Origin of the sequence: Luteimonas sp. 22616 (assembly GCF_052044325.1) — a bacterium.
Lineage (GTDB): Bacteria > Pseudomonadota > Gammaproteobacteria > Xanthomonadales > Xanthomonadaceae > Luteimonas.
Window position 1 is genome coordinate 1,133,934 of the sequence record NZ_JBQEMW010000001.1, and the last position, 17,053, is coordinate 1,150,986.

General features: G+C 62.7%; 15 protein-coding genes. 8 read left to right on the forward strand and 7 right to left on the reverse strand.

Going from position 1 to position 17,053, the window contains the following annotated elements; genetic code table 11:
- Positions 1–91: 91 nt before the first annotated feature.
- Positions 92–1,351 (reverse strand): MgtC/SapB family protein, encoded by a 1,260-nt coding sequence (locus tag ACTJIL_RS05315; protein ID WP_440754519.1) that lies wholly within the window; start codon positions 1,349–1,351, stop codon positions 92–94.
- Between the two features lie 282 nt (positions 1,352–1,633).
- On the reverse strand, positions 1,634–2,392 hold the full coding sequence (locus tag ACTJIL_RS05320) for a DUF6544 family protein (RefSeq protein ID WP_440754520.1): 759 nt from the start codon (positions 2,390–2,392) through the stop codon (positions 1,634–1,636).
- 170 nt (positions 2,393–2,562) lie between these two features.
- On the opposite strand from ACTJIL_RS05320, the gene ACTJIL_RS05325 reads away from it, so the two are divergent.
- Entirely contained in the window at positions 2,563–3,306 is a 744-nt protein-coding gene (locus ACTJIL_RS05325) for a response regulator (RefSeq protein ID WP_440754521.1), read from the forward strand.
- Between the two features lie 11 nt (positions 3,307–3,317).
- Positions 3,318–5,333 (forward strand): PAS domain S-box protein, encoded by a 2,016-nt coding sequence (locus ACTJIL_RS05330; protein WP_440754522.1) that lies wholly within the window; start codon positions 3,318–3,320, stop codon positions 5,331–5,333.
- Between the two features lie 6 nt (positions 5,334–5,339).
- Here the strand turns inward: ACTJIL_RS05330 and ACTJIL_RS05335 are convergent, their stop codons facing one another.
- On the reverse strand, positions 5,340–6,068 hold the full coding sequence (locus ACTJIL_RS05335) for a helix-turn-helix domain-containing protein (protein WP_440754523.1): 729 nt from the start codon (positions 6,066–6,068) through the stop codon (positions 5,340–5,342).
- Between the two features lie 219 nt (positions 6,069–6,287).
- Here ACTJIL_RS05335 and ACTJIL_RS05340 point away from each other — a divergent pair, with 219 nt between their 5' ends.
- A complete protein-coding gene (locus tag ACTJIL_RS05340) occupies positions 6,288–7,181 on the forward strand; it encodes a hypothetical protein (RefSeq protein ID WP_440754524.1) in 894 nt (297 codons plus the stop codon).
- Here ACTJIL_RS05340 and ACTJIL_RS05345 read toward each other — a convergent pair.
- On the reverse strand, positions 7,178–8,008 hold the full coding sequence (locus tag ACTJIL_RS05345; RefSeq protein ID WP_440754525.1) for a universal stress protein: 831 nt from the start codon (positions 8,006–8,008) through the stop codon (positions 7,178–7,180). The two genes, ACTJIL_RS05340 and ACTJIL_RS05345, sit on opposite strands and share 4 nt — an antisense overlap.
- A gap of 157 nt (positions 8,009–8,165) precedes the next feature.
- On the opposite strand from ACTJIL_RS05345, the gene ACTJIL_RS05350 reads away from it, so the two are divergent.
- On the forward strand, positions 8,166–8,723 hold the full coding sequence (locus tag ACTJIL_RS05350) for an N-acetyltransferase family protein (protein ID WP_440754526.1): 558 nt from the start codon (positions 8,166–8,168) through the stop codon (positions 8,721–8,723).
- Positions 8,724–8,970: 247 nt separating this feature from the next.
- On the opposite strand, the gene ACTJIL_RS05355 is transcribed toward ACTJIL_RS05350, so the two are convergent.
- Entirely contained in the window at positions 8,971–9,813 is an 843-nt protein-coding gene (locus ACTJIL_RS05355) for a universal stress protein (protein ID WP_440754527.1), read from the reverse strand.
- 521 nt (positions 9,814–10,334) lie between these two features.
- Between ACTJIL_RS05355 and ACTJIL_RS05360 the strand changes: the two genes are divergently transcribed.
- The 3 genes from ACTJIL_RS05360 to ACTJIL_RS05370 all read left to right on the forward strand — a co-directional run bounded on the left by ACTJIL_RS05360 (position 10,335) and on the right by ACTJIL_RS05370 (position 13,790).
- Positions 10,335–11,513: a diguanylate cyclase gene (locus tag ACTJIL_RS05360; RefSeq protein WP_440754528.1), complete on the forward strand. Its 1,179-nt coding sequence runs from the start codon at positions 10,335–10,337 to the stop codon at positions 11,511–11,513.
- Between the two features lie 324 nt (positions 11,514–11,837).
- Entirely contained in the window at positions 11,838–12,260 is a 423-nt protein-coding gene (locus tag ACTJIL_RS05365) for a universal stress protein (protein ID WP_440754529.1), read from the forward strand.
- A 141-nt stretch (positions 12,261–12,401) separates the two neighbouring features.
- On the forward strand, positions 12,402–13,790 hold the full coding sequence (locus ACTJIL_RS05370) for an MBL fold metallo-hydrolase RNA specificity domain-containing protein (protein WP_440754530.1): 1,389 nt from the start codon (positions 12,402–12,404) through the stop codon (positions 13,788–13,790).
- Positions 13,791–13,944: 154 nt separating this feature from the next.
- Here ACTJIL_RS05370 and ACTJIL_RS05375 read toward each other — a convergent pair whose 3' ends face one another.
- Positions 13,945–14,478: a VTT domain-containing protein gene (locus tag ACTJIL_RS05375; RefSeq protein ID WP_440754531.1), complete on the reverse strand. Its 534-nt coding sequence runs from the start codon at positions 14,476–14,478 to the stop codon at positions 13,945–13,947.
- 471 nt (positions 14,479–14,949) lie between these two features.
- Positions 14,950–15,516: a hypothetical protein gene (locus ACTJIL_RS05380; RefSeq protein WP_440754532.1), complete on the reverse strand. Its 567-nt coding sequence runs from the start codon at positions 15,514–15,516 to the stop codon at positions 14,950–14,952.
- A 490-nt stretch (positions 15,517–16,006) separates the two neighbouring features.
- On the opposite strand from ACTJIL_RS05380, the gene ACTJIL_RS05385 reads away from it, so the two are divergent.
- Positions 16,007–16,780 (forward strand): SDR family NAD(P)-dependent oxidoreductase, encoded by a 774-nt coding sequence (locus ACTJIL_RS05385; RefSeq protein WP_440754533.1) that lies wholly within the window; start codon positions 16,007–16,009, stop codon positions 16,778–16,780.
- Positions 16,781–17,053: the final 273 nt, after the last annotated feature.

The window sequence follows — 17,053 nt, forward strand, 5'->3', positions numbered from 1 at the left end:
GCTCTGTTCTCCGTCCGTGACAGTATCCCGTCAGCACCGATTCGGTTGCTTGACCTGCATCAATGGATTTGCAAAAAGACTTCTTCGGACGTCAGCTTGACAGGAGAACGCCGGCGAATGCTCCCACCATGGCGATGGCGCCTGGGATTAGACGGATGGCATAGGCGGAACCTCCCTTGCTCCATGCTACTGCGCACTTGAGCAACGTATTGGAAGCCAGAGCCACAAGCAGGCCAAGCGCGGCAAGGTCCAGATCGGTTTTCCGCGACGCTATTGACTGTGCGGCCGAAGCCGCCGCTGCATGTACATCGGCCAGCCCCGATAGACCTAGCACCCAGAGTGTGCTGGCCTGGCCCAACGTGTCCCGCAGGATCGCAGCCACCAACATGATTCCCGCAAGCACTGCGACAAAGCGCAGCGCTGCTAGCGGCTCGAAGGGTCGCTTGCCTGCAAACTTGCCCACATCAATCGGAGAGCCAAATGCCCGCCAACTCGAAATGAGCGCTATGACCGCCGCCACCAATCCGGAGGCAATCAGCGCGGGGGCCACATGCTGAAGCAGCGGAGGTGCAATTGCGCCAAGCACCACAGCGAGCTGAATGATCGTGGCGACATTGGACATCAATCCGGCGGCCGCCGCAGCCGGCGCGATCGCAGGCAATTTCCTGGCACGCTCTGCCATGGTTGCAATGGTCGCGGTACTGGAAACGAAACCTCCCACCAGACCCGCAATAGCCAAACCAACGCTCGATCCGAATGCCCGCAACAAGACGTAGCCAAGCGACGAGATCGACATCACCGCGACGACGAGTATCCACAAGCGATAGGGGTTTATTGCCTGCCATGGGTCGATCGTACGATCGGGCAATAGAGGCAGCACGACGAAGGCGGCGCCTGCCAGCACGAGCAGGTCATGAAGCTCCTGTTCCGACAGCAGTTTCGTGCTGATGCGGTGCAAGCGATTCTTGCTGGCCAGGACTATCGCGATCAAGACACCTAGCCCGCCCGCCAGCGCGGCCGAGCGCATCGCGAGGATGCCCAGCAGGAATGTCGCCAACATGGCGATCTCAGTGGTCAGGCCGGGATCTCGACTCCGGCTTCGCCAGTAACTCGCGATGGTGGCCATTGCGACAAACAGTCCGGCGACGATGATCCCAATGCCACCGATCCGTTCTGCGATTGCTCCGGAGACGCACAGGAGCGTAAACGTCCGGATGCCTGCCGGCTCCCGATTGGGGCCGCTCCCCTTCGCACGCTCGCGTTCGAGTCCGACGAGCAACCCAACGCCAACTGCGACCACGATGCCCACGACGTTCGCAGCCACGGCGGCCCCCATCCCCTCCTGGTTCACGCCAGCACCGTGCCGAGAACACTGCACAAGCCGTGGGTGACCGCCGTCGCTGTGAATTCGATGGGCAATCGTCGGCCGTCGGAGAACGGCGCGCTCCGACCCACCTCATGCGTCATCCCTGATCTCATCGCGAACATGACCATGCCACGAATATCCAAACTCAGAAGAGGTGATCCAATGGCCCTGCGACGACATCCTAGGCCCACGGCTCCGCCACCCATTTGACGCAGGTCAAATCAGCGCCCCAAGACACCAGGGGATCGCGAGTACAGCCGCCCTGCCCTAGACAACCGGTCTCACGCTGGCCCGCCAGACACACTGCCACTCATCGTGTTCATACCAGCCAACCTGTGCTTCCGCGGGAATCGCGATCCCCTTAAGGCGCTGGTATGCACCAACGCGCGCCTCCCATGCATAAAGCTGATATTCGGTGCCAACTCGGCGCCACCGGCCCCCGGACGAGATCTTGACCACTGCCGCATCATCGTCGAAGTGAAAGTCGACGGACGCGTTGACGCCATCAACTTCGATCGAGGCGCGTGCACAGCGGTCGGACACGTGGGCCCAAGTGACCGCGGAGCTAGCCAGAAACGCCGGGTACCAAACCGCCTCGGCAAGTAGCCGCTGCGTGTTGGCCAGGTCAATACGTCGATCGCCCCCTTGCGAGGCGAGGACAATCAGAGACCTAAAGCGGACAGACCCCGATCCCTCGCCATTCAAAAGGCGGTCGGTCACCTCCAGGAAGGGGTGCCCGAACAGATATATCCTTGCGTTCCAGACGAAGGACATCGCTTCCGGTGTAATCCATTGCGTGGCCTCAAACCGCATCCAACGAGAGCGTGTCGTTCTGCGTAGCTCGCCCCTCTGTTCAAGCTGGACGTGGCCTGCTGGCGTCCTGGAAGTTCCCAGCGCGTACGTCAGATAGCGCCCGACAATTGCTGGCAGGTGTTGAAAATCATTCTCAGGTAAATGGGCTGACATGGCAGTCGGAGAACCCTTTTCCCGGCACGCGATCCGGACCGCGATATTGCGGCCGATCATTCTGTCACGCTGCGCCCGCTGAGGCCTGATCTTGATCAAATGTGGACTGTTCCCAGCCCGCCAGGTGCTGTCCTCTCCGGAGTTGCAGCCCGTTTCCAATGGCGCCATGCTGCGCTGGTCCAGGGCTTAGGCAGTAGCCACTTTCGGAATCCACCGACGATAGCCATGCCATGACCGTCTCCAAGACTCCCCCTACCCCCGATCGCCGAAGAGTTCTGGTCGTCGACGACGACGCCGACATCACGACCTTGCTGGAGCGATATCTGACCGGCCATGGGTTTGACGTGACATGTGCAGCAGACGGCGCGCAGTTGCGTAGCGTGATAGCAGAGCGCGCGATCGACCTGGTCCTGCTCGACCTGAGCCTACCTGACGAAGACGGACTGTCACTGCTTCGGTACCTGCAGACAGCCTGGCGGGGTCAAGTCATTGTCGTCAGTGGACGAAGCGATGCTGTTGAGCGAGTGGTTGGTCTCGAACTGGGCGCTGACGACTATGTAACCAAGCCATTCGATTTTCGCGAACTCCTTGCGCGAATCCGCTCTGTTCTGCGGCGAGCACCTTCCGGACCTTCGATCGTGGATCCCGAGTCGGCACCTTGCCTCCGCTTCGATGGCTTCGCGCTCGATACATCCTCGCGACGACTGACAGACCGTAATGGAGCCGAGGTTCCGCTCACGACCAGCGAGTTTGAACTGCTCAAGACACTCCTGGATAGACCTAAGCAAGTGCTGACGAGGGACCAGCTCATGAACAGCCTCTACAGTCGAGAGGCAGGCCCGTTTGATCGAGCAATTGATGTCAGCATCGGGCGCCTCAGGCGAAAGCTGGAGTTCGATCCATCTACGCCACAGTTGATCAAATCGGTAAGGGGCGCGGGCTATATGCTCGCCGTCGATGTCTCCCGGCTCTAAGCAAAACGCCCATGTTTCCTGAATTGTTCGACGCAGTTCCAGATGCTTTGGTCGTCGTTGACGGACAGGGTCGCATCGTCAACGCCAACAACCAGGCGGAGCGCTTGTTTGGTTATCCAAGACATAGCATGGTCGGCATCGAGATCGAGAAACTCATTCCGGAGAATGCCCGCGCTCGCCACCGCTCGCATCGCGATGGATACATGGCTCGACCTCACGTAAGGCCGATGGGAGCAACCGGCCAGACACTGGTCGGGCAGCGCCGCGATGGCGTGCAGTTTCCAGTCGAGATCGCGTTGAGCCCCATGCATGACGAGCAGGGGCTGAACTATCTGGCCTCGATTCGCGATATTTCCGAAACCCAGCGCGCCCGCCAGGCGTTGGTCCGGGCAAGCTACGACACGCTCGTTGCACGCATTGGCCAGCTTGCCCTGGAATCGGATGACGAGAGCGGTGTCATCGAACGCGTGCCTTCCTTGCTGGCGGACGCGCTGTCCATTGAGGCAGTGGCCATCGCGTTCGTTGCCTCGGATGGGCAAACGATCGAGGTACGCGCATCCGCTGGGCTGGACGCTGGGCTGGAGGGTGACGATTCCGCATCTTCGGTCAGCGCCATCGCAAGAAGCTTGTCGGCGACCCTTGCGGGCGCACAACCCCTCAGTATTGAAGACTTTGCTGCCGCAGGCGCCGAAGCAGCCGAATTTCCGATCAGATTGGGCCCCGGCGGGAGCGGTGTACTCATGCCCTTGTTCGATCGCAGTCGGCCGATGGGCGCATTGATCGCCGCATCGACCGAACCGCGTCGATTCGATCATGATGCGCTCCACTTGGTACAGTCGGTAGCCAATCTGATCGCGGCGCTGGTGCAGCGTCGGCGCACCGAGGAGCAACTCGCCCATTCGCAACGACTTGATGCTATTGGCCAACTCACCGGCGGCATCGCACATGATTTCAACAACCTGCTGACCGTGATGTCAGGAAGCCTGCAGTTGCTCGAGGACGAATGTGGGCAAAGCGAGGCTGCAGGCGAATTGATCGCCAGTGCGTTGCGTTCCGTCGGACGCGGCGCCGAGCTCACCGGAAAGCTTTTGGCGTTTGCCCGCCGTCAGCGCCTGATGCCGCAACCTGTCGACCCGCGATCGCTCTTGCGTGACGTCGAACTGATGCTGAAACGCACGCTCGGCGATACCATACGCCTTCAGGTCAGCAGCACCAGTGACCTGCCCTCCGCTTTCGTCGACCCGACGCAGCTCGATGCAGCGCTCGTCAACCTGGCATTGAACGCGCGGGACGCGATGCCGGTCGGCGGGGAGATCGCAATCGATGCTCGGGTACGCCACGTGGGCGACGAAAGTGCCATCCCCGATCTACCCGCAGGGCAGTACGTTCTAATTGCTGTGACTGATACCGGGCGCGGGATGACGCCGGACACATTGGTTCGCGCGATGGACCCGTTCTTTACGACCAAAGAAGCTGGACGCGGCAGCGGGCTCGGTCTGAGCATGGTCTACGGCTTCGCGAAGCAAAGCGGCGGACATCTGCGAATCGAAAGCACGCTGGGGTACGGCACGCGCGTCGAGCTTTACCTGCCTGCGGCTCCGGGCGCCGCAATTAAGCCCACTCCCGCCAAAGCTCTCGCTTCTGAAGCAGCTGGAGAATGTGTACTGGTGGTCGAGGATGACGCCGGCGTGCGCAACATTGCCGTGGCGTTCCTGCGCGCATCCGGCTATGAGGTGCGGGCCGTCGACAGCGCGGAGGCCGCAATGCAATGCCTCTCCGAGAATTCTGACATTGACCTGCTTTTCAGCGACGTCATGTTGGGTAACGGTTCCAATGGCAAGGAGTTGGCACGCGCCGCACGTGCGATGAGACCCAACCTTGCCGTGCTTTTGACTTCAGGCTATGAGGACGACGCGATTGCCAAGGCGGCCGGGGCAGACGCACTCGAACTGCTGCGTAAGCCCTATCGCCGCGAGCAACTTGTATCGGCAATCAGGCGAACGCTCCAGGCCCGGAGCAAGCAGTGACCGCTGTCAACGACAAGGACGAGCGGTAGTTCCGTACACCATTGACCGTAGTCCCGCCAGATTCTCGAGGCGGATCTCGCGACCTGCCACTTCGATCATGCCTTGCGATTGCAGGTGCGACAAGGCGCGGGTGACCGTCTCGAGTTTGAGTGACAAGAAGTTGCCCAACTCGGCGCGCGTCATCCGCAACATCAACCGATGCGCGCTGAACCCGAGTGCCTGGAGGCGTTGCCCGAGGTCGAGGAGGAAAGCAACGACACGCTGCTCGGCAGATAGTGTTCCGACCGTCAGCATCCATCCCCAGTCACGGCGAATTTCACCGGCCAGGATCGATGCAATTCTCTGCTGGAACTCGGGCAGGTTGTTACACAACTGCGTATAGGGCAACTCCCAGATTTCACCGGTATCGAGCGCGATGGCGTCGCACGTGTAGCTGGCCATGTCCAGGGCGTCGAGTCCAAGCAAGTCTCCGCGCATCCGGAATCCGGTGATTTTCTCGCGGCCGTCCTCGCTAGTCAGGCAGGTCTTGAAGAATCCGGCGTGCACCAGGAAGAGCGACTGTCGAGGCTGACCGGCGCGAAAAACATACTGCTTCGCATGAATGCGACGGCGCTGTATCGGCCATTCCTGAAGCAACGCCTCCAGGCTACGGGTTTCGTTCGCCCGCCCCTGCTGCTGAACATGGAAGCTCGTCTCGGGGCGGGTATCCGGCTCAATGGTGTTGTCGTGCAGCATGGCGGCAACTCGATTTGTGGGGACGCTTGCAGACTAAAGCGGCTGCTCGACGGGACGATATGGATCTGGTAACTGCCGGTAACGGTTTGTAACAAGGTCCGCCGTATTGACCGCGGTCAATACGCTGGCCGGGGCCCGCAATGACACTGGCGCACCCGAAGGAAGACACTCTTGAGGCTCCCCTTGCCGCTCCGTACCCGGTTCACCCATCCAATCGCCGTGGATACTTGGGATGCGTACTTTCGTCGGCGTGTCGGTAATGACCTGCGCGAGCACACGATCGACGAGACTTGGGCGCGTGTTGCCCAAGAGGTGGCAGGCACGGAGAGCGAAGGCAACGATTCCTGGTCACGCAGATACATCTCCACGTTCCGGAAGTGGCGTCTGCTACCCGACGAGAGACTCCTCTCAGATGCTCATGCAGTATTTTCAGGCATGCCACCGGAACCAGCGGCGGTGTTGAATGCCGCGGTCTTCGTTCTGGATCCGAGAACGGAGCACGCGCGCTTCGACGCGGACGGGTTTGCAATCGCCGCTGCTTTGGCGGTTCGCTTCCTGGACGACGCATCCCTTGCATCGCCGCAACGAGCTGGTGAGCCTCCATGCCTGCGGATCGGCATGCTCGGCGTCGCTGATGCCGTGTCCGACATGGGAATGGCGTATGGCAGCGCCGACGCAGTACGCCAGGCCGCAGCGATGGCGGCGGCTCTGGCGACAGGCTGTCTCCAGGGTACGGTCGCATTGGCAGTGGAACGCAGCCCATACCCCGATGCGCCGCTGGAGGAACTCACCGCGATATGGCGCGGGCGCGGAATGCCGCCTGAACTGATCGAGGCGGCACACCGGCACGGCGTGCGCCACCTGCAATTGACAGCGATCGATCCGCATCCACTTCTGGCACGGCTTGCCAACGATGCCAGCGACGGCGTCGATCCGAAGAATCGATCTGTGCTCACCACCGTGTGCCGCCCGACTTATCCGATGTCGGCAAGTAGCGCAGGGATGGCTCGCGAGCGACTCGATGCGATGCGGCGGGCCGTACAGCCTTGGATCGACATTGAGATCGACTCCCGCAACGAGGGTGTTGAGGAATTGCAGGCCCTCGGCGCCTAGTGCGAGAACAGGACTGGAATCTGCGCGTTCTCGAAAAGGAACCGGGTGACACCGCCGAATACCTGCTCCGTGACGCGTCGGCGTCCGTAGCCTCCGGCCACGATCAGATCCGCATGGCTCCGCGTCGCGTAAGTCAGAATTTCCTGCCCGCTGGAACTACCGCGGGACCTCAAGACCTGATTGACGGCCAAGCCATGATGGGTGAAGTAGCGCAGGACGTCGGCGTCTTCGTCTTCGAGTCTGGCTTGATCGCTTGCGCTGCCCGTAATCGTCAACAGGTCGATTATCCTGGCTTGGCGCAGCAGGGGCATGGCGTCATGGAGGGCACGCGCTGCCTCGCGTGCCGGCTTCCAGGCGACGACGACATGCTCGAAGCCGGCAGTCGGGTTCGCCATCGGCGGGACGATCAGGAGTGGTCGGCCAGAGCCCAGCAACGCGCTCCCGAACAGGCGCTTCTCAGGCTCTTGCGCTTTATCGCTCCTGCCCAGCACGACCAGATCAGCCAGCCGGGCGTGAAGAATCGTCTGCTCGGCCGGAGTCAGCCAGAACGAACCGGCCACCCGCACGGAATGCGCGACGGCCTCGTGCTTGAGCACCTCACTGACGTCACGGGCCAATGCAGCGGCCGCGCTCTTGGTGGTCTCGTCCAGCGTGTCGTAGATGCCGGCCGGGAAGTACTCCCAGCCACTGACCATCGGGCTGATGGCGTTCAAGCCGACCAAGGCGGTGACGTGGCCGGCTTCGCGCTCCGCGATGGCGCAGGCGGCATGCAGCGCACTGCGGTCGATCGTGCCCAGCACCAGGGGTACCAGCAGACTCTTGAACATGGCGGCTCTCCCTTCGTATGGGCCTCATGCTGATCGGATAGTGCGATGTCTGGATTGACATGCATCAACATCGAAGGTGATCGGTTGTTGACATATGTCAATGCCTGGAAAGCCGGCCAGATTATCGTGAACCTCGATCGTCCCTGCGAGACAAAAGATGAACACGACGTCGAACCGTTCTTCACAGGTCCCCGAAGAGCTGCGCTGGTCCGAGACATTGCGCGATCGCAGCCACGTGCTGATCCGGCCCATCACAAAGCAGGACAAGGCCAGCGAGCGCGATTTCATCGAGGGACTGTCTTCCGAGAGCAAGCGCTACCGCTTTCTGGGCCAGATGAGCTCCCCGAGCGACCGTATGCTCGAGCGCTTCACCGACATTGATTACGTACACGACATGGCCTTCGTGGCTGTTGTCCAGGACGATGCTCGCGAGCGAATCGTCGGCGTCAGCCGCTACAGCACGGATTCGACCGGCAAGCGTTGCGAATGCGCGGTCACCGTTAGCGACGAGTGGCAAGAGAAGGGCCTGGGAACAAAACTGATGCAGCACCTCATCGAGGTTGCACGGATGCAAGCCGTGCACACCATGTTCTCGGTCGATTCCGCAGAGAACATCGCCATGAGGGACCTGGCGCGGTTCCTGGGCTTCCAGACCCGGCCCGACCCGGATGATGCCGCCCAGGTGATTCATGAGCTAGCGCTCAACGTCGCATAGCCCTTCCAGCGCCATGACGATTGCGGGCTAAGGGACTAACTGGAATGCGGCCCCTTGGCTTGAGCGCGCCTGCACTGGAGGTGTTTCCACCAGCCTTTGGCCATCCGTGCCGAGGCGATCCCGCGCGCACGCTCCACCGCATCTCTGGGTTGCTCGATCTCCAGCCGTGAACCGGGCTGCACGACGGCTGTAATCGCCTGCGGCTGCTTCATCGCGCATTCCATTGCCTTGAACACGCCGTCAACCATCAGTGTGAAAAGAAAACGGGAATGGTTGCGCCGATCAGCAGTTCGCGGGTGACGCCGCCCATCGCCCACTCGCGCAATCTGGAATGTCCGTAGCCCCCAACCACCAGGAGTTCGGCGCGCATCTCGCGCGCGTGTTCCAGAAGGACTGCACTGACCGAGGTGGCCTTCGATTCACGCACCACGACATTGACCTTGACGCCGTGCCGGGCAAGGTGCGAGGCGATATCCACACCGGGCTGTTCCCCATCTCCGCGGTCGCCGCCGACGGGATCCACGACCAGCACGTCGACGGCCTCGGCTGAGGCCAGGAATGGCAGTGCATCATGGAATGCGCGTGCGCATTCGGTCGTCGGCCGCCACGCAGCCACGATGCGCCGCGGCGGCATCGGTGTTTTGCAGCGTGGCGGAATGACAAGAACGGGGCGTCCAGATTCGAGCAGCAAACTTCCGAAGTAGGTGCGTGGTACGACCCCCTCTGCGGTGTCGCCGATCGAACCGGCCACGATCGTCAGATCCGCATAATGCGCGTGATGCGCCGCCATGCGGGCCGGCTCCACCAGCAAGGATTCGACCAGCCTGACCTCGGTCGATACTGGCTCCCTTTCCAGCCGCGCCTTGAGTTTGGCGACGTTGCGCTCGCCCTGTTCCCGAAGAGGGTCATATGCCTCAGCGATCGCAACGTCCGGCATCAGGCCCCACGGCGATGCCAGGGGCATTGGCAAGCCCACCAACTCCAGGACGGACAGATGGGCGCCCTGGCTCGCCGCCAGGTCCAAGGCGACATTGAGGGCATCGACGTCACCGACGGACGCGGTCATGGGAACCAAGATGTCTTTGAACATGAGCTACTCCAAGCGGATGAGACGTGATGTTGGAGTGTTGAGTAGAAAGCTTGGCGCCTCTCTGGACCTTGACCTGCATCAATACCAGGCCAACCGGCATCACTGGACAGCGTTCTGCGGCTGGTGGCCATGCCCTCATCCTGATCGTTGATCTGGATCAACTCGGTCACCGCGCCTGGTACGGAAAATGCAAGCGGAAACCTCGAACTTGCTTTAGACCCCCGCGTCGATGCAGCGGCTATCGCTGTCAAAGTCGACGATCGCATCGTCACGTTGACTCGCGGCTGGCGTCAAGGACGTCGACCACCGGGTTACCGTCCGGTGAATGGGACTGGATCAGTGGACTTCGATGCCGACCTGGGGCGTTGCTATCGAAGGCTTGGACCGCAGGCGAGTCGCACCGGAATTCCAGGCCGAGGTCGTCGAGGTTCGATCGCCGCGGCCTGACTGCTTTGATAGGCCGCTTGGACGCCAAGGTACGGACCACCCTCTGGAAGAGATCGCCGGCATGGCGGAGATCAATGACTGAACCCGGAAAGCGTTCGAATCCAGACTGGCGCACCCCACTGGAAGTACTTCGCCGAGGCTGTACGCTGGACGAGCCTTACCATCGCCAGCAAGGTGAGCTGATCCGGCGCAGGGTGAGCTCGCTGGCGGCGGCAGTGGGCGTGCTCGCGTTGGCCTGGATCCCGATCGACCTGCTCAGCCTGCAGGCCGACGAGTACGTTCCGATCGCGCTGCTGCGCCTGCTGCTCGCCGCCGCATTGGCCGCGCTGGTCGTTAACCTCCGCCGGCTGCGGCCACTGTTCGCGCTTGCCGCTTGCATCGCCCTGCAATGTGCGGGATTCGCGGCAATGCAGGCGTGTCTGCAGCAGGAATCCGTGGGCGTGCTGCGTGTCGGCTACGGCCTGTTTCCATTCGTCGTCGCCGTGCAACTGGCGATCTTCCCACTGCCCTGGTCGTGCACGTTGCGACTCGCGTTGCCGATCGTGCTGCCGGTGGCAGCATCGATTTTCAGCGGCGAGCTCGGCAATGGCCCAGCGCTATGGAACGAGCTGTGGTTGCTTGCACTGCTGCTTGCCTTGGCTGCCTGGTCGAGCGACGCGCAGCTTTCGCTGATGCGCGAATTGCTGCACGCGCGCCGCGATGCCAGTCACGACGCCTTGACCGGTTTGTTCAACCGGCGGGCCGCCGCCGAACGCCTGGCCCTCGAACGCGCCCGCGCCACGCGCCTGTACACTCCGCTGTCGGTACTAATGCTCGACATCGACCATTTCAAGCGTATCAACGATCGCTGGGGCCATGCTGCCGGTGACCGGGTCCTGCTCGCGCTGGCCGACGTACTGCGACACGGGCTGCGCGCCAGCGATCTCTGCGTACGCCACGGCGGCGAGGAATTCCTGGTGATCCTGCCGGGGGATTCCGCGACACAGGCGTTCGAAGGGGCCGAGCGCATCCGCAATGAAGTCGCGCAGCTCGAGGTACCGCTGGACGGCGGCATCGAATCGATCACCGTCAGTATCGGTATCGCTACGTTCGATGGCATCGAATCCGGAGGGCAGTTGATCGCACGCTCTGACGCCGCGCTGTACCGCGCGAAGCAGAACGGACGCAATCGCTCGATCGCGGCAGATAAAGTCCGGTCGGTCGCCAGCGCGGCTGAGGGTCACCCTGCCGGCGAGATCGAAGCCTCGCGGTGACCACGAGGTGTTGCGACAACCCCTTGTTCCGATTCTGAAGTTTCACGCGGTCGACGCGACGCCTCAAGCACCTCCGCGGATACGCCTGAATCACCGGACTGCCGCGCGCGGCCGACCAGTGCAGTGCGCAGAAGGCGACGATTTCGGTCGCCGCCAAGCGCAAGCTCGATGTCGTTCTGGTCGCTTGGTCAACCCGCCACTCCATGGCGTCCGTCGGCCACGATCTATCGTCACATGGTTTGATGCAGATCAATGGCCCGTTGCGGGCTTGCCCGCACACTGACTGCGCCGAACGGGCCTGACGCCCTCGATCATGAGTCCGATATGCGCATCCTGATTGCCGTTGACGGCAGCGAACACTCCTCCCTTGCACTCCGATACGTGGCACGACTGGCGAAGGATCTGAAACAGCCACCTGAAATCCACGCCTTGTTTGCTGACGAACCCCTGCTCAGAAGTGTGGCGCTCGACCTGGGGACTGAAGGCGTGGCGCGCTACCACGCCGAAAGCGCCAAGTTGCCGTTCGCGCAGACCCGCCGGATTCTGGGGCGGGCAAGCCTGCCCTATGAGGAGCATCTGCTGGTGGGCGATCCGGCCGAGACGATCCTGAAGTTCTCGAAGTCCAAGAAGTGCGATTTGGTGATCATGGGATCACACGGGCGCAGTGCCCTGAAAAGCCTGCTGCTTGGATCGGTGACGAGCAAGGTGCTCGGGCATGGTCACATTCCGCTGACGATCATTCGGTAACCCAATGCAAACACCGCCACCGCTGTTCGCGCCGAGCGTTTGCGACCTGCTGATTCGGGGTGCGACGCTAGTGGTGACCGATGAGGGAAGATGGCCCGGTGCACATGTGAATTTGACGGTTCTGCAAGCCGGCGCCACACCATGACAGCGGTCTCGACGACACCAGGGTCTGCCTTCGGTCTCCAGTTCCTCGGCGCCAACGCGACGGTGACCGGTTCGCGCTACCTGGTCGAAGCAGGTCGGTTTCGGATCCTGGTCGATTGCGGCTTGTTCCAGGGCTACAAGCCCCTACGCCTCAGGAATTGGGCGCCGTTCCCGATCGATCCCGCAGCGATTGACGCGGTGATCCTCACCCACGCCCATCTCGATCACAGCGGCTACCTGCCCCGCCTCATGCGATTGGGCTTCAAGGGCCGGGTCTGGTGCACTCATGCGACCAAGGGTCTGTGCGGCATCCTGCTGCCCGATTCGGGGCGACTGCTGGAAGAGGAAGCCGGCTACGCCAATCGGGCTGGCACTTCCAAGCATCATCCGGCAGAGCCGCTCTACAGCGAGCACGATGCCAGCCAGAGCTTGCGACAGGTGCACGGCGTTTCTTTCGACGAAGCGTTCGAACCAGTCCCAGGCGTGCGCGCGAGCATGCGCCTGCAGGGCCATATTCTCGGTGCCGCAGCGGTGACTCTCGAGTACCAGGGCGTGCGCATCACCTTCAGCGGAGATATCGGTCGCCCGCATGATCCGGTCATGCTGGCACCTGCGCCGCCCGCGGACTCGGACTGGATCGTCACCGAATCCACTTATGGCGACCGGGCGCATCCGCCTGGCACGCTCGAGCAGGAATTGGGCGAAGTCCTGCGTCGCGTGGCCATACGCGGCGGCGTCGTGGTGATCCCCGCGTTCGCCGTGGGCCGTGCGCAGCTGTTGCTGCACATCATCGCGCAGCTGCAGGGTTCCGGGCAGGCGCCGGTCGTGCCGGTGTACTTGAACAGCCCCATGGCCAGCGGCGTCACCGAGTTGTATCGGGTGCATCCCGACCTTCATCGCATAGGCGGCGCCGACCTGGACGCGCTCGAGCGGATGACCAAGGTAGTCACCAGCGTCGAGGCGTCCAAGGCGCTCAACCGGCGCAAGGGGCCCATGGTGATCGTCTCGGCCAGCGGCATGGCGACCGGTGGACGGGTCCTGCATCACCTCATCGCATTCGCACCAGATCCGAGAAACGCGATCGTCCTGTGTGGCTTCCAGGCCGGCGGCACGCGCGGTGCCGCCATCGCGGCCGGAGCTTCGACGGTCCGGGTCTACGGGCAGGACGTCCCGATTCGCGCCGAAGTGGTGCAGCTCGCCGCCGCCTCCGCGCACGCCGATGCCGGCGAGATCCTCGACTGGTTGCGTTCGGCGCCGCGCCCGCGCGGCGTGTTCGTGACCCATGGCGAGCACGATGCAGCCGACGCATTGCGCGTGCGCATCCAGCGCGAGCTCGGCTGGACATCGCATGTGCCGGAATACCTAGAGCGCGTCGAATTGACGTGATACGTCAGGTGATGTCACCCAACAGATGGCCGGGAGATGTTCCCGTCGCCGGCATCGTCACGCTGGGCGCGGACGTCTTTGGACGAAGGCGTCGACGCAGAAGCCACAGAGCACCGCCAAACAGACCCGCGGCTGCAATACCGAAGACGACAAACTAGCCGAGGCGCGCATCTACGATGCTCCCGCCCATCAGCACCGTGCCGACCGCATAAGGTCCCTCTGCCACCGCCACGGCGGTTGCGTAGATGCGGAAGCGCACGCGCAGGAGTCCGCAGACATAACCTGGCAGTTCCGAAGGTAGAGCCAGTTGCATCAGCAAGACCAGCGACCAGCTCGCATTGGCCGGCATCGTGTCCAGGAAGGCGTCCATTGCCGACGCGCCGCGACGCGTCGCCAACAGTGGCTTGCGGAACATGCGGCCCGCGACGTAGGTAGCCGTGCCACCCAGCCACCATCCGCACCAGAGCAGGAGGATCGTGCCGGCACTGCCCCAAGCGTAGACCGCGGCGGGCACCAGGACAGCGCTCGAAAAGAGCGCAAGCATCGCCGACAGCGCCGAGACCGCGACGAACAGGCCGCGACCGAGCAGCGGATGGTCGGCCAGCACCGGCTCGACCAGGGCCAGTGCGTCATTGAGGATCTGACGCATGGCCGGGATCGAAAGCAGCATCGCAACCGCAATCAGCAAGAATGCGATTAGAACACCGCGCAAGCGATGCCCTCCCAGAAGTACTACGGGATGATCGTCTTCCGGAGCAACTGCGACCGAGCCACGCGGAGACTGAGAGGCGCCCCGGCCCTTGTCGGGAGTGTCAGCCACGTCGCCGTCTTGCCACGAGGAAAGCGACCGCTGCGGCGAGGATAAGGACCGTCCCCACGGTCGACCCGGGACGACGGCCGATGCCGTGCTTCGGGTGCCTGCCAGCCTTCCATCGCCGAAGCGCGGTCCTGCCCTGTAGGTCCGGCAGGCCGATGCGGGCATCCTCCGGGCTACGGCCAAACCGCTGCGAGGCTCTCGTCGCCCGATCGGTGCTGCGATCGGCTAGATGCTCGAGCCGGCGGTCTAGCTCGCGTACGACGTTGCGCATCCGCTGCCGCAAGCGCTCCGCTTCCTTTTGCACCATGATGGTCTCCGGCGATGGCCGCTTCGTTGCTGCGCTCAGTTGTCGCGCTTGCCGGTCTCTTCCGGCTCGACCGGCTGGGTTTCTTCCTGGCTAGCCGGGGCTGCTTCATCGGCAGAGTCCCAGAGACGACGCACCTTCTCCGCAAGCGTCTCGTAGCTTCCAACGAACTGTTTTCTGCTTCGCTCCCACGTGTCTTCTGAAGCGTCCTGCATCGCCCGATAGCGCTCGGCCGCATCGGCGCGTTGCCTGCGAAGCTCCGCCAGCAAGCGATCGCGGCGCTCGTGGGCTTTCGTGGACCTGAGTTCGACCCCGCCTTCCAAGGCGCGACGCGCATCCTCAACGCGCCGGTCCATCGCATCCAGCGCCGATCTTGCGCGCTGCAGCGCTTGGCTGCGTTCGGCCCGCGAGTACGCGCTGATCGCCTTCGAGGCTTCTTCGACCTCGCGGCGCATGTCCTCGCGACGGGCGTCCCGCTCGGTGCCCTGCCGCGTCTGGGCATCTTTCGCTTGCCCGGATGCGGTCGATGCCGGCGCTTGCGCGGCCACCGGGCCGATCGCCAATGCGAGCAGAATCGACGCACTCATTTGCCGGATCTTGTTCATAGCTATATCTCCCTGGTGTCGCCGGCAGGGCCGGCATTTCAATGGGCTTCGGTTGAGCCCCGTCCGCCGTCCGTCATCGGCAAAGTCAGTACCAACGCAAAGTTGTCGTACTTCGCCACGCATCGGCCGCTAACGGCTTTCCCGGGACAAATGAACGCGCGGAAGCTCCTGGCGATACATTGCCCGGCATGGACCTTCTTCCGATTCCCCCGTGCCGGCGCGCGCCGACTCCGTTTCGGGCGGCCCTGCGAGCGAGATTCCGTTGGGTCAGGTGCGTCATGGGGCTGCTGTGGATACGAGCTAGGCCTGGTGATCGGTATCCGCAAAAGTAGGCGCATCGGTGCGAAGCGCATTGATCAGGATCAACGAAATGGCGGGGCAACCGGCCTGGAATGATCCCTGCGCGGCTACCCCGCCCATTGACCTCGATCAACATCTTTCACGGTGGCAATTGCTCCACTGGCGTCATTTCCCCCAGTAGGCAATCGACATGAACAGGGTCGGAAACAAAGTCTGCATCGTCACCGGCGCCGCGCTCGGCATCGGCAATGCCTGCGCCCGACGGCTCGCTGAAGAGGGTGCGCGGCTCGCCTTGTTTGATCTTGACGACCAGACTGGCACTGCGCTCGCGGCCGAACTGCAGGCCACTGGTGCGGAGGCACGCTACTGGCATGTCGATGTCTCCAGCGAACGCGCGGTGCAGGGTGCGATCGACGCCGTCGCTGCACATTTCGGCGCTGTGCACGTGCTGGTGAACAACGCTGGCATCGCCGGCGCCAACAAGCCCACGCATGAGATCAGCGAGGAAGAGTGGGATCGGGTTCAGGCGATCAACGTGAAGGGCGTTTTCTTCTGCACCAAGCACGCCATTCCTCACCTACGCAAGGCCCAAGGCGGCAGTATCATCAACCTGTCCTCGATATACGGGCTGGTCGGTGCCGCGGATCTGCCGCCCTACCATGCATCGAAGGGAGCGGTCACGCTCATGACCAAGACCGACGCACTGTTCTATGCCAGTGATCGGATCAGGGTGAACTCGGTCCACCCCGGCTTCATCTGGACGCCATTGGTGGATGCACATCTGCGTGCAAGCGGAGCCACGGATATCGATGCCGCGCGGCGCGAGGTGGACCAGTTGCATCCACTCGGACATATGGGCGAGCCGGACGACATCGCCTGGGGCGTGGTCTACCTGGCCTCGGACGAGTCAAAATTCGTCACGGGCTCTGAGTTGTTGATCGACGGCGGCTATACGGCTCGTTGAAGACCGCTGCAGACGCAGTCGAATCAATGCACGGCGATCGCGGACAATCAGTGCCCATGGCGCCGCGAGACGAGCCGAAATCCGCACGCGATGACTGCGATCGACGCCTCGTGCCGCTAGCGCCGAATCTTCTGCGCGTCACGGACATCCCCATGCTTGCCGAAGTTGGCCTGGTCGAGAACACCGCCGATGAGCACAGCGGCGCCCCACTCGACCCTTTCGTGAATGGGCAATGCGACACCATGAACAGTAGCAGTCAGCCTCAGGGGCCAC

Coding starts and splice junctions, on each gene's coding strand:
- ACTJIL_RS05320 (WP_440754520.1), bottom strand. CDS start 2,392: ATGATCGGCCGCAATATCGCGGTCCGGATCGCGTGCCGGGAAAAGGGT.
- ACTJIL_RS05325 (WP_440754521.1), top strand. CDS start 2,563: ATGACCGTCTCCAAGACTCCCCCTACCCCCGATCGCCGAAGAGTTCTG.
- ACTJIL_RS05330 (WP_440754522.1), top strand. CDS start 3,318: ATGTTTCCTGAATTGTTCGACGCAGTTCCAGATGCTTTGGTCGTCGTT.
- ACTJIL_RS05335 (WP_440754523.1), bottom strand. CDS start 6,068: ATGCTGCACGACAACACCATTGAGCCGGATACCCGCCCCGAGACGAGC.
- ACTJIL_RS05345 (WP_440754525.1), bottom strand. CDS start 8,008: ATGTTCAAGAGTCTGCTGGTACCCCTGGTGCTGGGCACGATCGACCGC.
- ACTJIL_RS05350 (WP_440754526.1), top strand. CDS start 8,166: ATGAACACGACGTCGAACCGTTCTTCACAGGTCCCCGAAGAGCTGCGC.
- ACTJIL_RS05355 (WP_440754527.1), bottom strand. CDS start 9,813: ATGTTCAAAGACATCTTGGTTCCCATGACCGCGTCCGTCGGTGACGTC.
- ACTJIL_RS05360 (WP_440754528.1), top strand. CDS start 10,335: ATGACTGAACCCGGAAAGCGTTCGAATCCAGACTGGCGCACCCCACTG.
- ACTJIL_RS05365 (WP_440754529.1), top strand. CDS start 11,838: ATGCGCATCCTGATTGCCGTTGACGGCAGCGAACACTCCTCCCTTGCA.
- ACTJIL_RS05370 (WP_440754530.1), top strand. CDS start 12,402: ATGACAGCGGTCTCGACGACACCAGGGTCTGCCTTCGGTCTCCAGTTC.
- ACTJIL_RS05380 (WP_440754532.1), bottom strand. CDS start 15,516: ATGAACAAGATCCGGCAAATGAGTGCGTCGATTCTGCTCGCATTGGCG.
- ACTJIL_RS05385 (WP_440754533.1), top strand. CDS start 16,007: ATGAACAGGGTCGGAAACAAAGTCTGCATCGTCACCGGCGCCGCGCTC.